We start from the raw sequence: 12,806 nt of genomic DNA, 5'->3' as shown, positions 1-12,806 counted from the left end.
GACGATGCTTTTATCTGGATTTAGCTGCCGCTTTTGACCTTGGTCCACAAGCGAGTTATCACACGCTGTGTTTTGGGATCATAAGGCATAATTGTGTAGAGCCGCTCCATCGTTCCTGAATCAGGATAGATCGCCGGATCGCCAATGACATCCTCTGCCAATAGCTTTTGGGATGCAAGATTACCATTTGCATAATAGACGTAGTTAGAAGCTTTAGCCATCACGTCATCACGCATGATATAATTAATAAACTTGTGTGCATTATCAGCGTTTGATGCATCGGCAGGTACGGCCATCTGGTCGAACCACATCAAAGCGCCTTCTTTCGGAATAGCGTAGTCAACGGTAACACCGTTATCTGCCTCAGCAGCACGATCACGGGCCTGTAGAATATCACCTGACCAACCAACTGTCAGACAGATATCACCATTGGCAAGGGTTGAAATATATTCAGAAGAATGGAATTTCCGCACAAAGGGACGAATTGACATCAATAGATCTTCCGCGGCCTTCAAGTCACCCTTGTCACGGCTATCCGGATTTTTTCCCAGATAATTCAAAGCCGCGGGTATCAATTCTGTTGGAGCATCCAGTAAATACACGCCACAGTCTTTTAGCTTAGCCAATTTTTCTGGGTCAAAAACAACATCCCAACTATCAATACGCTCAACGCCAAGGCGTTCTTTGATCATATCGACATTATAGCCGATACCTGTGGTGCCCCACATGTAGTTCACAGAATAAGCATTACCCGGATCATATTTGTCAACGCGCTCGCTCACGACATTCCAAAGGTTGCCATTATTCGTCAATTTCGACTGATCAAGTTTCTGGAAAACACCAGCTTGAATTTGACGCGCCAAAAAAGTCCCCGTCGGAACAACCACATCGTAACCGGAACTACCGGCAAGAAGTTTTGTTTCAAGCACTTCATTAGAATCGAAAACATCATAAACCACTTTGATGCCCGTTTCGGCCTCAAATTCCGCAAGGATTTCTTCGTCGATATAGTCGGACCAGTTAAAGACATTAACCACTTCTTCCGCACTGGCTTGGGTACTTACTGCTAGACCTAATGCCAGAACACTGGTCAGCAAACTATTTCCAATTTTTTTCACGATGTAGCCTCCGTTGAGTAAATGTACCCGGTAAAGTTATGTGGATATCGGCCTCTTTTATGAGTGAGTTATCAATATCCACTCCCAGTTATAACTTTCCAAGATCTTTAGCTGTTAAATCAAGACAATATTTTACTTTTTCCAACAACTCGTCAATTTCCGCCTTTGTCATGACCAATGGCGGCGAAAGAACCATCCGGTCCCCACAGGCCCGCATTATCAGGCCGTTGTTAAAACAGTGATCACGGCAAATGTTACCGACTTCTGATCCATTTTCAAAAAGCTCACGAGTCTCTTTGTTTTCAACCATCAACATGCCAGCGACCATACCATAACCAACAACCTCACCAATCAGTGGGTGGTCTTCGAGTTCACGCAGGCGTTTTTGAAAATAGGGTCCGGTTTCATCCCGTACCCTGTCAACAATACCTTCCTCGCGCAGCAACCGAATATTTTCAAGCGCCACAGCACAGGCCGCAGGATGACCGGAATATGTATAGCCGTGATAAAACTCACCACTTTTTTCAATAAGACTATTAGCAACCCGATCCCCAACCATCACCGCAGAAATAGGTAGATAACCAGATGACATGCCCTTTGCCATAGACATAAGGTCGGGCTTGATGTCAAAGGTCTCACTGCCAAACCAGTTTCCGGTACGACCAAATCCACAGATCACTTCATCAGCAACCAAAAGGATGCCGTACTTTTCACAGATACGTTGAATTTCAGGCCAATAGGTCTCTGGCGGAACAATCACCCCACCAGCACCCTGGATTGGTTCGCCGATAAAAGCAGCAACTTTTTCTGGGCCAACGTCCAGAATACGTTCTTCCAATGCTTGCGCTGCTTTCAACCCAAATTCATCTGGAGTCAGATCGCCGCCATCCTTGTACCAGTATGGTTGCATTATATGCTCAATCCCCGGCATCATAAGACCGCTTTGCTCGTGCATAGGATCCATACCACCAAGGGATGCACCAGCAACAGTACTTCCATGATAAGCATTATTTCGGCTAATGATCACATTTCTTTCAGGTTGCCCTTCGACCTGCCAATAGCGACGAACAAGTCGTATAACAGTATCAACTGCTTCTGACCCGGAATTGGCAAAAAAGACCCGGTTAAGTCCTTCGGGCGTAATTTCAGCCAGAACCTGTGACAGTTCTGTCGCAGGGGCATTGGTCGTTTGAAAGAAGGTATTGTAATAGGGAAGTTCCATCATCTGACGTTGCGCGGCATCGACCAGTTCTTTTCGGCCATAACCAATATTTACACACCAAAGCCCAGCCATCCCGTCAAGAACACGATTACCGTCGGAATCCCAAAGGTAAATACCGTCAGCTTTCGTAATAACACGGGTGCCTTTTTCGTTCAGGCTCTTGGTATCAGTAAAGGGGTGCAAATGGTGCGCCCGATCCAATTCCTGCCAATATTCAGTACTTTTATTTATATGGTTCATAACACCCTCTTAACTGCAGACCTTAAAAGTAAGATCACGAGCTTCTAAACATTAAGCAACAGATGTTCGCGTTCCCACGAACTAATTACTTGATGATAATTATTATATTCGACTTCTTTGGTTGCACAGTGAGCTTCGACGAAGCGATTACCCAGTACATCCTTGATCGGCTTGCAATCCATCAATTCAGTAATTGCATCGGATAGATACAGCGGTAACCCGCGCGGTAGAACATAAGCATTATCTTCGATTTTTGCGTCAGGCTTAAGTCCTTGTGTCATCCCTAAGTACCCGCAAAGTAAACTTCCTGCGATTGCCAGATAAGGGTTAACATCAGATCCACACAAACGGTTCTCGACGCGCCTGCTCTGTGGGCTGGAATTTGGAACTCGGAACCCACAACTTCTATTATCAATTCCCCAATGAATATTAATCGGAGATTCATCGTACCCAAACCGACGATAAGAATTCACATTTGGCGCAAAGAATGGCATTGCCGCACTAGAATAGCGCTGTAGGCCAGCAATAAAGTTGCCAAACACTTCAGTTGCATTGCCATCAGCATCACTAAAGATATTCTCGCCCGTTTTGGCATCGACCACAGAATGGTGAATGTGCATTGAACTACCAGGTTCATCCTTCATCGGCTTAGCCATGAAAGTTGCATAGATATCATGAGACAAAGCAGTTTGACGAACTGTGCGCTTAAACAGAAAAACCTGATCAGCAAGAGACAAAGGATCACCATGCAAAAAGTTAATCTCGATCTGTGCGGCACCGGCTTCATGGTTCAGGGTATCAATGTCCAACCCCATCGCTTCGCAATAATCGTAAACATCTTCGAACACAGGGTCGAATTCATTCACAGCATCAATACCGTAGCACTGGCGAGCAGTTTCAGGTCGGCCATTTTTACCAATGGGTGGTACCAAGGGCATATCTGGATCGGTATTTTTTTGGACCAGATAAAATTCCAGCTCAGGCGCGATTATAGGCTCCCAACCTTTTTTCTCATAAAGTTCCAGCACAGTACGAAGGATTTGACGTGCATAGAGGTCTACTGGTTTTCCATCTGGATAAATACAATCACAAATGACCTGGGCTGTTGGTTCTTTATACCAAGGAACAGGACGTATGGTGCTTGTATCAACTTCGAGAATCACATCGTGATCAGCAATATCAACCCAAGTATCTTCTTCGGGCCATTCCCCTGTTATTGTTTGTGTAAAAATACTTTCAGGAAGACGATGCCCGTTACTTCCAATTCCACGTAAGAATTTTTCAGTAGGCAGGATCTTACCGCGTGGCACGCCTGAAATATCAGGTATCATGCACTCAACCTCAGTAATTTTTCGTTCTTTGCACCACTGTTCTAATTCTTCAAACGTCATAAATCACCTGTTCTATTGGATATCAACTTCCGATACCGCCCTTGTTCTACTCACCGTCGGTTGGTTACCGTCTTCTGGCTAGCGTCTTCTGGCGCGCTCGCGGCAAGCATCTCCAAAAGCCTTGAAAATCTTATTGGAAAATTCATTATCACTGGCGTTCCACTCCGGGTGCCACTGCACAGCCAGCGCAAATGCAGAAGCCCCGGAAACACTGACGGCCTCGACCAGCCCATCTGGTGCGTAAGCTTCTATTGTCAGCCCCTCTCCCAAACGATCAATGCCTTGTGCGTGAACAGAATTAACTTTAACAACGGGATCATTATTTAACCCCAATAAAATTCCACCAAAAACCAATTCAATGTCATGAGCAAGAGCAAAGCGGTCTTCTATTGCACCCGTCATGTCAGCTCGATGATCCATTTTTTCTGGTTGGTCCTGAACTTTCTGAAAAAGCGTGCCGCCAAAAACCACATTAAGTTCCTGATACCCGCGGCAGATAGCCAGCATTGGAATTCCTTTTTCCAAGACCTTCTTGATTAGTGGTAATGTCGTTGCATCCCGTGCCGGATCATGAAGTGTTCCTTCGTCACTTTGCTCACCAGCATAATGCTTGGGATCAACGTTAGAGGGACTTCCCGTAAAAAGAACACCATCCAGATGATCCAATAACGCATCGCTGTCCAACTTTCCCCCTAAGGCAGGAATCCCCAATGGAATTGCCTCAGAGACGTTTGCGACAGCCTCTGAATAATATCGGCTCACACTATCGTATTCATTTCCATTCTTCGGCATACGACAGGTGGAAACACCCACAAAGGCCTTACCAATACTCATTTTTGAACTACCTTAACGCAAATGATGATCGTTATTCTGAACAGAATGATAGATATCATTTTCTAAAATGCATACAAAAAAATTTATATTTTCAAAATATTTTTACTTAAACATCATTATTTATTATTAATTACAGATAATTATAGCATGATCAATATAACGAACACACTTTAACGTGAATCCTAAGCCAACAAGAAAAGAGTTCTTTTTATTGGACATCTCTTGACAAATATAAGCTTCCGATGCGCATAATTGCCTAAAATGTGTTAGAACAGGCGACAAATAAAATGAACAGCACACCCGATCATTATTCTGAACAGGCGGACTTTCTAAAAGCCCACCCTGAAATTGGTTTGATTGAACTTCTTATCGCTGATGGCAATGGTATTTTACGTGGCAAGCGCATTACCAGGGATAAATTGGCATCCGTTTACAAAGAAGGAATTCTTTTACCGGGCTCCATTTTTTGCCTTGACACATCAGGGGCAAATGTAGAAGGCGCAGGGTTGGTCTGGGCGAATGGCGATGCTGATCGGGTTTGCCATGTTGTTCCTGGAACGCTTAAACCAGCCCCATGGCACAGAAAGGGTTTGGCGCAAATTCTTCTGACAATGCACGAAGAAGATGGCTCCCCCTTCTTTGCTGATCCCCGTCATGTTTTAAAAGGCATCATTGATCGCTTTACAAAAATGGGGCTAAAGCCCGTGACAGCTGTCGAATTGGAATTCTACCTTATTGACAAAGACAGAACCATGGCGGGCTACCCGCAACCTCCGGTATCACCAATATCGGGGCTACGCCACGCACGACCAGCCGTTTACGGCATTGATGAGCTTTATGATTTTGATGATTTTTTAGACGAAGTTGCAGCCACCGCGAAGGCGCAAGGCATCCCCGCCGATACAATGGTCGCGGAATATGCCCCAGGACAGTACGAAGTCAACCTACATCATGTTGATGACCCGCTTCTGGCATGCGACCAAGCTGTTCTCCTTAAGCGCCTGATCAAACATGTTGCCCAACGTCATGGGATGGAAGCCACCTTTATGGCAAAGCCTTATACACAAGAATCTGGAAACGGTACCCACATCCATGTCAGTTTACTTGATGATGATGGAAAGAATATTTTTCAAGGTAAAGGCACGCAAGATGAAGAACGCCTGAGCGACGAAATAAAATGGGCAATGGGTGGCCTTTGCGCTTCCATGGCTGAATCAATGGCGCTTGTTGCCCCGAACGCAAATTCTTATCGGCGCTTTCAACTAGGATCTTATGCACCACACACACCGTGCTGGGGTATTAATAATAGAACGGTTGCCCTGCGCATTCCTGCGGGACATCCGGCTGCGACACGCATTGAACACAGGCTAGCAGGCGCAGACGCCAGCCCGCACCTTGTGATGTCTGCCGTTTTATCTGGCATCCTTCATGGACTGGAAAATAAAATTGACCCCGGCCCACGGATAACAGGTAACGCTTATGAAGAAAAAGAAGCGACCCTGCCAAACATCTGGCCCGATGCTATTGACGCCTTTGAGAAAGCCGAAATTTTGCCGAAATACATGGGCGAAGAATTCTGCAACGTCTTTTCTACTTGCCGAAAAACCGAACGAGAACGTTTTAACAGCCATATTTCCACAGTCGAATTTGATTGGTACCTAAGGAGCGTTTAGAAATGAACGATCAGGATTACACAAATTCATATTATACGGCGAGCATAAACCCAAGCCGTGATCACCCCCCGATTAACGGGGAACACAGCTGTGATGTATGCGTCATCGGCGGTGGTATGACCGGCACATCAGCCGCGCTTCACCTCGCTGAACGCGGTTATAAGGTTATCTTACTCGAGGCCAGTAAAATTTCCTGGGGTGCTTCTGGGCGCAGCGGCGGCCAGATGATTATAGGATACAACCAGTCCTATCAAGATATCAAAAAAATGGTTGGTAAGGACGACGCCCACAAGCTTTGGAAAATGGGCGAAGAGGCAATGTCGCTCGCCAGAAACCAGATAAAGAAACACAACATAAATTGCGACCTGGCTGCTGGCCACTACCACGTCAGCACCAAACAACGTCACATGGGTGAATTGGAAGAATACCTGGAAGATTTGGAATTAGCTGGATACAAAGGCTGTCAGCTTTTAGATCAAAACGAAATTCGCCAAAAGATTGGCAGCGACAAGTACCTGTCTGGCATGTATGACCCCAATGGCGGTCACCTACATCCGCTCAATTACACACTGGGTCTGGCAGATGCCGCGGAAAAAGCAGGCGTAAAGCTTTATGAGCATAGTCGTGTTACAAACATTGACCACGGTAAGTCGCCCAAAGTCCATACTGACCAAGCCACAATCAACTGTAAGCATGTCGCGCTTTGTACCAATGCCTATCTCGACGGTCTCGACAAAAAGCTAGATAAAAAAATTATGCCCGTCGGCACTTATATTCTAGCAACAGAACCACTATCAGATGATGAAGCAAGTAAACTCATCGCTGACAATGCGGCTGTGGCCGATATTCTTTTTGTCCTCAACTACTATCGATTATCTGGCGACAAACGCATGCTTTTTGGTGGCGAGGTTAATTATTCGGGTAAAGATCCGTCCGATATCAGTAAAATCATGCAAAAAACCATGCTTGAATACTTCCCCCAACTTGCATCAAAAAAAATAGACTATGCATGGGGCGGAAATGTTGCCATTACCGTCAACCGCCTTCCACATTTCGGTAAATTCGCAGAAAACACCTATTTTGCCCATGGCTTTTCCGGACACGGGGTTGTCCTTACGGGATTGGCCGGAAAATTAATCGCCGAAGCCATTGCAGGTTCCGCAGAACGTTTTGATGTATTCAGCCGTATCCCGCACCAATCATTCCCGGGGGGCAGCCTGTTGCGCACCCCTGCCCTGGTTTTGGCTATGGCTTATTATCGCCTTAGAGACTTACTATAGAGAAAAATCCATTGAACGAGATCATTATTGAACGAGGCGAAACAAAACAGATGTCAGCCAGTGTTGGTAAACGCTTAAAAGCACTACGCGCCATGCATGGTCTTTCACAACGGGAACTTGCCCGACGCGCTGGCGTTACCAACAGCGCAATCTCTATGATTGAACAGGATCGCGTTAGTCCTTCTATTGACTCACTAACCAAAGTTCTGGCTGGCTTTCCGGTTACAATGATCGAATTTTTCTCTATGGAACCCGAACAGGAAGAGAAAATCTTCTATGCCAAGGACGAACTAGTCGAAATGTCTGACGGCACCATGTCTGTCCGCTTGGTAGGTGCCGCCAAGAAAGATCGTAAAATGCGGGTTTTGCATGAAAAATACCCGCCCCATGGCGATACTGGCGACAAGATGATTGTGCAAGAAGGCGAAGAAGCCGGGGTTATTATTCGTGGGCAACTTGAAATCACCGTCGGCAATGAAATAAAAGTGCTGAATGCAGGAGAAGCCTATTACTTTAATACAGAAATCCCGCACCGCTTTCGCAACCCCGGCGACGAAGAGTGTGAAGTGGTAAGTTCGGCAACACCACCATCTTTCTAACAATAAACTTATAAGCTTAACAACAAGACCAAGATCGTTCTGGAGATACAGCATGACCGATATATCCGGTATTAATTCCGAAGGCGACAACGCCTTTATGGCAAAAAGCCTTCTAGGGACAGATGTTGAACCTATGTATTCCGGTGCAAATTCTTTTATGCGCCGTAAATACACACGAGATCTTCACGACGCAGATGTGGCCATATCCGGCATTCCTTATGATTGCGCAACCACGGGCAGATCGGGCACTCGATTGGGGCCACAGGCTATCAGGAAAGCCTCTGCCAATCTTGCTTGGGCACCACACTTCCCTTCTGGTCTTGACGTTTTTGAAGTTTTGGCCGTGGCAGATTACGGCGACCTTGTTTTTGATCCCGGCGAACCAATGTCCATTCCCGGTGCCATCGAAGCCCGTGCAAAAGCAATTCTGGACACAGACACTGCAATGCTGACACTCGGCGGTGACCATTTTGTCACCTACCCCATTCTTAAGGCACACGCAGAAAAGCATGGCCAACTCGCCTTAATCCAGATAGATGCCCATTCCGACACTTGGGAAGAAGACCAACAACGCATAGACCATGGCACTATGTTTTATCATGCTGCTAAACAGGGGATTATTGACCCCACATCTTCCGCACAGGTCGGCATCCGCACACACAACGACAAAACTCACGGCTTTAACATTATTCATGCCCCCTGGGTTCACGACAAAGGCCCTGAAGCAGTGGTAGCAGAGATCAAGCGCATTGTTGGCGATCGAAAAGCTTACCTCACTTTCGATATTGATAGCTTGGACCCTGCCTTTGCCCCGGGCACAGGAACACCTGTAAGTGGGGGCTTAACCCCGCATCAGGCCCTGACAATACTTAGAGGCCTAGAGGGTATTAACATTGTCGGTGCCGATGTCGTCGAAGTATCCCCCGCCTACGATGTTAGCGACATTACCGCCCTTGCTGGCGCGACGATGGCCTTTGAAATGCTCTATCTTATGGCCGTACAAAAAAAGAAAAAGGGATAACAACGCCACAAAGAAAGCCAACTGAACAAGGGCACTCCATGCGAAGTGCCCTTGTTTTTGATCAATCTTTCGCCAATGTCAGTTTCAGCGAAATCTCATTTGTCGACTCATGACAATAACGGCCAACTTCGACAAAGCCATAGAGATCGTAGAACCGTCGACCCACTTTGTTTTTCTCAAAGACCTCTACACTCAGAGAGCCTTTCAAGTTCACCACATGATCAACCAAAGCCCGACCAAACCCCTTGCCATGAAATACCGGATCAAGGAACAACGCCCCGATTTTATCATTGATGAGGGAAATGAAACCAACAGGATTTTGATCAAAAACCAAAACCCAAGTTTCAGCATTGGGAAGGTAAATATTCGGCATATCATTGGCGACCTGGGCGACAAATTCATCGCTCAGGAATGGATGACCAACCTTGTTTGCTTCGAACCAAATTTTAATTAGTGCTGCCGTATCGGCAATTTCGTACTTTCTAATCATAACAACTAACTTCTTTCTAGCTTTACTGATTTATCTGTTATCCAGTTGAGATCTAACGGACCGTATACCCAATCGTGTAATTCGATAGGGTTGTCCCTGTTGAGACTTCACAAAGGACCGCTTCCTCAGACGCTGAAAAACGCGATAGTTACAATCAGCAAGCACATGACCATCACGGGTATAACAAGTTACCTTCGTAACCTTGCCATTCTCACCCCGCTCATAGTGAATAGAACCACCCTGAGCGAGAACGTGTAAAACACGCTGTTCATACTTTGAAATATTCAATGGATTTTCGTTTTATGTGAGCACAGAAAAGGTATCGCTCAGCACACAGCTTGAACGTTACAACAGTTTCAAATGTTCCCGAGGTTCAGGAACTAGCGGATTACCGCAATCTCTAACATAAAATCTCCGTAGAACCTGTGCGGACAATAGAATTGCACAGGCAAATATAGATCTAACAAAATCTGTATTTACGAACAAGGCAGAAAATTTCACACATGCTCATCCCAGAAAAACAAAAATAGGCGATTATGAAACAAATCATATCCGCCCTATAATAGTGCACGTCTACAAATAGATATTACATAAACGAGATGTTTAATGCCTTTTGAAGGCCTTGCCTATTAGACATTAAGTCTTCAAGCGTATACCGGGATAGAACATCAAAAAAGGCAATGACAGCCTCGCCCAGAATTCCCTGTAACCGACAATAACCATCGATTTGGCAGCAACCTTTTTTCTTGTCGAAACATTCGACAATATCCAGATTGTCTTCCATATCCCTAACCACATCCCCCAGATTTATTTCTGCCGGAGAACGAGCAAGGAGCATACCGCCCTTTTTACCGCGAATAGTTTTGAGATATCCATCCTGAGACAGCTGATTAACAACTTTCATCAAATGGTTACGTGAAATATTATAACGCTCTGAAATCTCAGTGATCGTCGTTAATTCATCACCTTTTAGTCCGACAAAAATCAGGACACGTAATGAATAGTCAGTATAGGTCGTAAGTCTCATTTCAGGCCAAACATCTCAAACAACAAATATCACAATAAGCATTTATTCAATGTAAAATAGGATCACACCACACGAAAAACAATAGGACAGGTTGACGCTATAAAAATTCAGTCGATCTCCTGCTCTCCAGGCCCAAGTAATCAGGTAAAGATTTTTCGAGCCGTATCGAGCCAACCAAGACCCGATTTCGTATCAGCTTTAGGCGTATACTCACAACCGACCCACCCTTCATATTCAGCCTTTAACAATTCAGAGAATATCCAACCATAGTTAATTTCTCCTTCAGATGGTTCATGTCGATCCGGCACCCCAGCAATCTGAATATGCCCAACATAATCCATTTGATGACGGATCAGCACCGAAAGGTCGCCCTCCATGATTTGGGCGTGATACAGATCCATCTGTAATTTCAGGTTTGGTGCGGCAATATGATCAATAATTTTACGTGCTTGAGCTTGATGAGACAGCAAATACCCTGGAGAAGCCCGCGTATTCAATGGCTCAATCAGCACCATAACATCTGCGGCCTTCGCCTGCTCGCAAACATAAGCCAGATTGGCGAGATAAACTTCAAAACAGGATTCCAGTGTTTCATCTTCCGGACAAATACCAGCCATCACATGTAACTTGCGACAATTTAAATGCTCGGCATATTCCAACGCTAACTCAACACTATGCTGAAATTCACCTTCTCTCCCTGGTAAAGCTGCAATCCCACGTTCTCCCTTTTCCCAGTTTCCCGCAGGAAGGTTGAACAGCACTTGCTCTAGCCCTGTATCATCCAACCTTGCTTTAAGGTCCTGCTTTGACCATTCATAAGGAAAAAGAAACTCCACCCCTTCAAAACCTGCATCCTGCGCAGCCTTAAAACGATCAAGAAAAGGAACTTCGGTAAAAAGCATGCTTAAATTGGCAGCGAAACGGTACATTATATCAACCTTTAGTTTGATTTTTTTCCTCAACAGCACGAATAAAACCAGCTTGGTCCAGCTCCCCAAGCCCGTCATCAACCATACCTTGCCAGAGATCCATCGCGGTTTCCAAGCCGGATAAACGAAGACTATAATGTTCAGCCAATTCCATGGCTTGCTTCACATCCTTTAACTGAACGGTCGCCCTAGCCCCCGGTTCAAAATTGCGATCGACCATACGCTGACCATGTAGTTCAAGGATACGACTATCTGCAAAACCGCCCAACAAAGCATTTCGAACCTTCGCGGGGTCAGCACCAGCTTTTGATGCCAAAGTCAGAGCTTCAGCAACGGCATCTATAGTCATTGCGACAATCATCTGATTTGCGGTCTTTGCAATCTGTCCTGCACCAAGGGGACCAACATGGTTAATATTTTCACCCAGAACTTTAAAAAGCGGCATCGCACGATGAAAATCGCTTTCATCACCCCCAACCATAATAGAGAGCGACCCCTGCTCTGCGCCGATAGCCCCGCCACTTACCGGTGCATCAAGGTAGCCAGCCCCCACATGATCGACCCTTCCGGCAAGGACTCGTGTATTCATAACCTGTGTCGTTCCCATATCAATGACCAGTGTATCAGTGTGCATTGCCAGTAACAGCCCCTGATCACCGCAAATCACCTGCTCAATGGCTGGGGTATCGGTTACACAGATAACAATAAATCCACTATTGATGTTTCGCGCAAGATCCTGTGGTGTTTTACAGTATGTAAGGCCGATCGCTTCTAGATCAGAGGCCTTATCACGGGTTCGGGAATGGATGAACACCTCTGCCCCGGCATTGTGCAAACGCATCGCGAAATGCCAACCCATTTTGCCTAGGCCGACAACACCCACTTTCGTTCCCGGAACAAATGAAAATTCAGAAGACCCACTCATAGGATAAGACAATCTAACAGCTGTTAATTTCGAAACATTCTGAAAGAGTTACCGAAT

At 45.7% G+C, this 12,806-nt stretch carries 13 protein-coding genes; 4 read left to right on the top strand and 9 right to left on the bottom strand.

The features are described from left to right. Positions 1–20: 20 nt before the first annotated feature. The 4 genes from ACN0QW_RS16510 to ACN0QW_RS16495 all read right to left on the bottom strand — a co-directional run bounded on the left by ACN0QW_RS16510 (position 21) and on the right by ACN0QW_RS16495 (position 4,805). Positions 21–1,118, bottom strand: coding sequence for a polyamine ABC transporter substrate-binding protein (locus ACN0QW_RS16510; protein WP_299375593.1), 1,098 nt, complete (start codon positions 1,116–1,118; stop codon positions 21–23). Positions 1,119–1,206: 88 nt separating this feature from the next. After that, positions 1,207–2,580 (bottom strand): aspartate aminotransferase family protein, encoded by a 1,374-nt coding sequence (locus ACN0QW_RS16505; RefSeq protein ID WP_417432936.1) that lies wholly within the window; start codon positions 2,578–2,580, stop codon positions 1,207–1,209. A 44-nt stretch (positions 2,581–2,624) separates the two neighbouring features. Then, positions 2,625–3,971 carry a glutamine synthetase family protein gene (locus ACN0QW_RS16500; RefSeq protein ID WP_417432934.1) on the bottom strand — a complete coding sequence of 449 codons (1,347 nt, stop codon included), beginning with the start codon at positions 3,969–3,971 and terminating at the stop codon, positions 2,625–2,627. 78 nt (positions 3,972–4,049) lie between these two features. After that, on the bottom strand, positions 4,050–4,805 hold the full coding sequence (locus ACN0QW_RS16495; protein ID WP_417432932.1) for a gamma-glutamyl-gamma-aminobutyrate hydrolase family protein: 756 nt from the start codon (positions 4,803–4,805) through the stop codon (positions 4,050–4,052). A gap of 287 nt (positions 4,806–5,092) precedes the next feature. Between ACN0QW_RS16495 and ACN0QW_RS16490 the strand changes: the two genes are divergently transcribed. Genes ACN0QW_RS16490 through speB form a run of 4 tightly spaced genes read left to right on the top strand, consistent with a single transcriptional unit; the run spans position 5,093 to position 9,378 of the window. Continuing rightward, on the top strand, positions 5,093–6,478 hold the full coding sequence (locus tag ACN0QW_RS16490) for a glutamine synthetase family protein (RefSeq protein WP_417432930.1): 1,386 nt from the start codon (positions 5,093–5,095) through the stop codon (positions 6,476–6,478). A 2-nt stretch (positions 6,479–6,480) separates the two neighbouring features. After that, on the top strand, positions 6,481–7,758 hold the full coding sequence (locus ACN0QW_RS16485) for an NAD(P)/FAD-dependent oxidoreductase (RefSeq protein WP_417432928.1): 1,278 nt from the start codon (positions 6,481–6,483) through the stop codon (positions 7,756–7,758). Positions 7,759–7,808: 50 nt separating this feature from the next. Then, positions 7,809–8,357 (top strand): cupin domain-containing protein, encoded by a 549-nt coding sequence (locus tag ACN0QW_RS16480; RefSeq protein ID WP_299372897.1) that lies wholly within the window; start codon positions 7,809–7,811, stop codon positions 8,355–8,357. Between the two features lie 52 nt (positions 8,358–8,409). Further along, complete coding sequence (gene speB / locus ACN0QW_RS16475; protein WP_417432926.1) at positions 8,410–9,378, top strand: agmatinase; 969 nt, start codon at positions 8,410–8,412, stop codon at positions 9,376–9,378. 61 nt (positions 9,379–9,439) lie between these two features. On the opposite strand, the gene ACN0QW_RS16470 is transcribed toward speB, so the two are convergent. The 5 genes from ACN0QW_RS16470 to ACN0QW_RS16450 all read right to left on the bottom strand — a co-directional run bounded on the left by ACN0QW_RS16470 (position 9,440) and on the right by ACN0QW_RS16450 (position 12,749). Next, positions 9,440–9,868: a GNAT family N-acetyltransferase gene (locus ACN0QW_RS16470; RefSeq protein ID WP_417432924.1), complete on the bottom strand. Its 429-nt coding sequence runs from the start codon at positions 9,866–9,868 to the stop codon at positions 9,440–9,442. Positions 9,869–9,898: 30 nt separating this feature from the next. Continuing rightward, positions 9,899–10,156, bottom strand: a complete 258-nt coding sequence (locus tag ACN0QW_RS16465) for a YjhX family toxin (protein WP_299372888.1) — start codon at positions 10,154–10,156, stop codon at positions 9,899–9,901. Positions 10,157–10,454: 298 nt separating this feature from the next. Further along, a complete protein-coding gene (locus tag ACN0QW_RS16460; RefSeq protein ID WP_417432922.1) occupies positions 10,455–10,895 on the bottom strand; it encodes an Rrf2 family transcriptional regulator in 441 nt (146 codons plus the stop codon). A 140-nt stretch (positions 10,896–11,035) separates the two neighbouring features. After that, positions 11,036–11,824: a 2-oxo-tetronate isomerase gene (gene otnI, locus ACN0QW_RS16455; RefSeq protein WP_417432920.1), complete on the bottom strand. Its 789-nt coding sequence runs from the start codon at positions 11,822–11,824 to the stop codon at positions 11,036–11,038. 4 nt (positions 11,825–11,828) lie between these two features. Beyond that, positions 11,829–12,749 carry an NAD(P)-dependent oxidoreductase gene (locus ACN0QW_RS16450; RefSeq protein WP_417432918.1) on the bottom strand — a complete coding sequence of 307 codons (921 nt, stop codon included), beginning with the start codon at positions 12,747–12,749 and terminating at the stop codon, positions 11,829–11,831. Positions 12,750–12,806 lie beyond the last annotated feature (57 nt).

This window comes from Kiloniella sp. (assembly GCF_048259265.1).
Taxonomy (GTDB): Bacteria; Pseudomonadota; Alphaproteobacteria; order Kiloniellales; family Kiloniellaceae; genus Kiloniella.
The sequence above is the reverse complement of the archived record's forward strand: the minus strand, read 5'-3'. Positions and strand labels throughout refer to the sequence as shown.

Coding starts and splice junctions, on each gene's coding strand:
- ACN0QW_RS16460 (WP_417432922.1), bottom strand. CDS start 10,895: ATGAGACTTACGACCTATACTGACTATTCATTACGTGTCCTGATTTTT.
- ACN0QW_RS16490 (WP_417432930.1), top strand. CDS start 5,093: ATGAACAGCACACCCGATCATTATTCTGAACAGGCGGACTTTCTAAAA.
- ACN0QW_RS16450 (WP_417432918.1), bottom strand. CDS start 12,749: ATGAGTGGGTCTTCTGAATTTTCATTTGTTCCGGGAACGAAAGTGGGT.
- ACN0QW_RS16505 (WP_417432936.1), bottom strand. CDS start 2,580: ATGAACCATATAAATAAAAGTACTGAATATTGGCAGGAATTGGATCGG.
- otnI (WP_417432920.1), bottom strand. CDS start 11,824: ATGTACCGTTTCGCTGCCAATTTAAGCATGCTTTTTACCGAAGTTCCT.
- speB (WP_417432926.1), top strand. CDS start 8,410: ATGACCGATATATCCGGTATTAATTCCGAAGGCGACAACGCCTTTATG.
- ACN0QW_RS16480 (WP_299372897.1), top strand. CDS start 7,809: ATGTCAGCCAGTGTTGGTAAACGCTTAAAAGCACTACGCGCCATGCAT.
- ACN0QW_RS16500 (WP_417432934.1), bottom strand. CDS start 3,971: ATGACGTTTGAAGAATTAGAACAGTGGTGCAAAGAACGAAAAATTACT.
- ACN0QW_RS16485 (WP_417432928.1), top strand. CDS start 6,481: ATGAACGATCAGGATTACACAAATTCATATTATACGGCGAGCATAAAC.
- ACN0QW_RS16470 (WP_417432924.1), bottom strand. CDS start 9,868: ATGATTAGAAAGTACGAAATTGCCGATACGGCAGCACTAATTAAAATT.
- ACN0QW_RS16495 (WP_417432932.1), bottom strand. CDS start 4,805: ATGAGTATTGGTAAGGCCTTTGTGGGTGTTTCCACCTGTCGTATGCCG.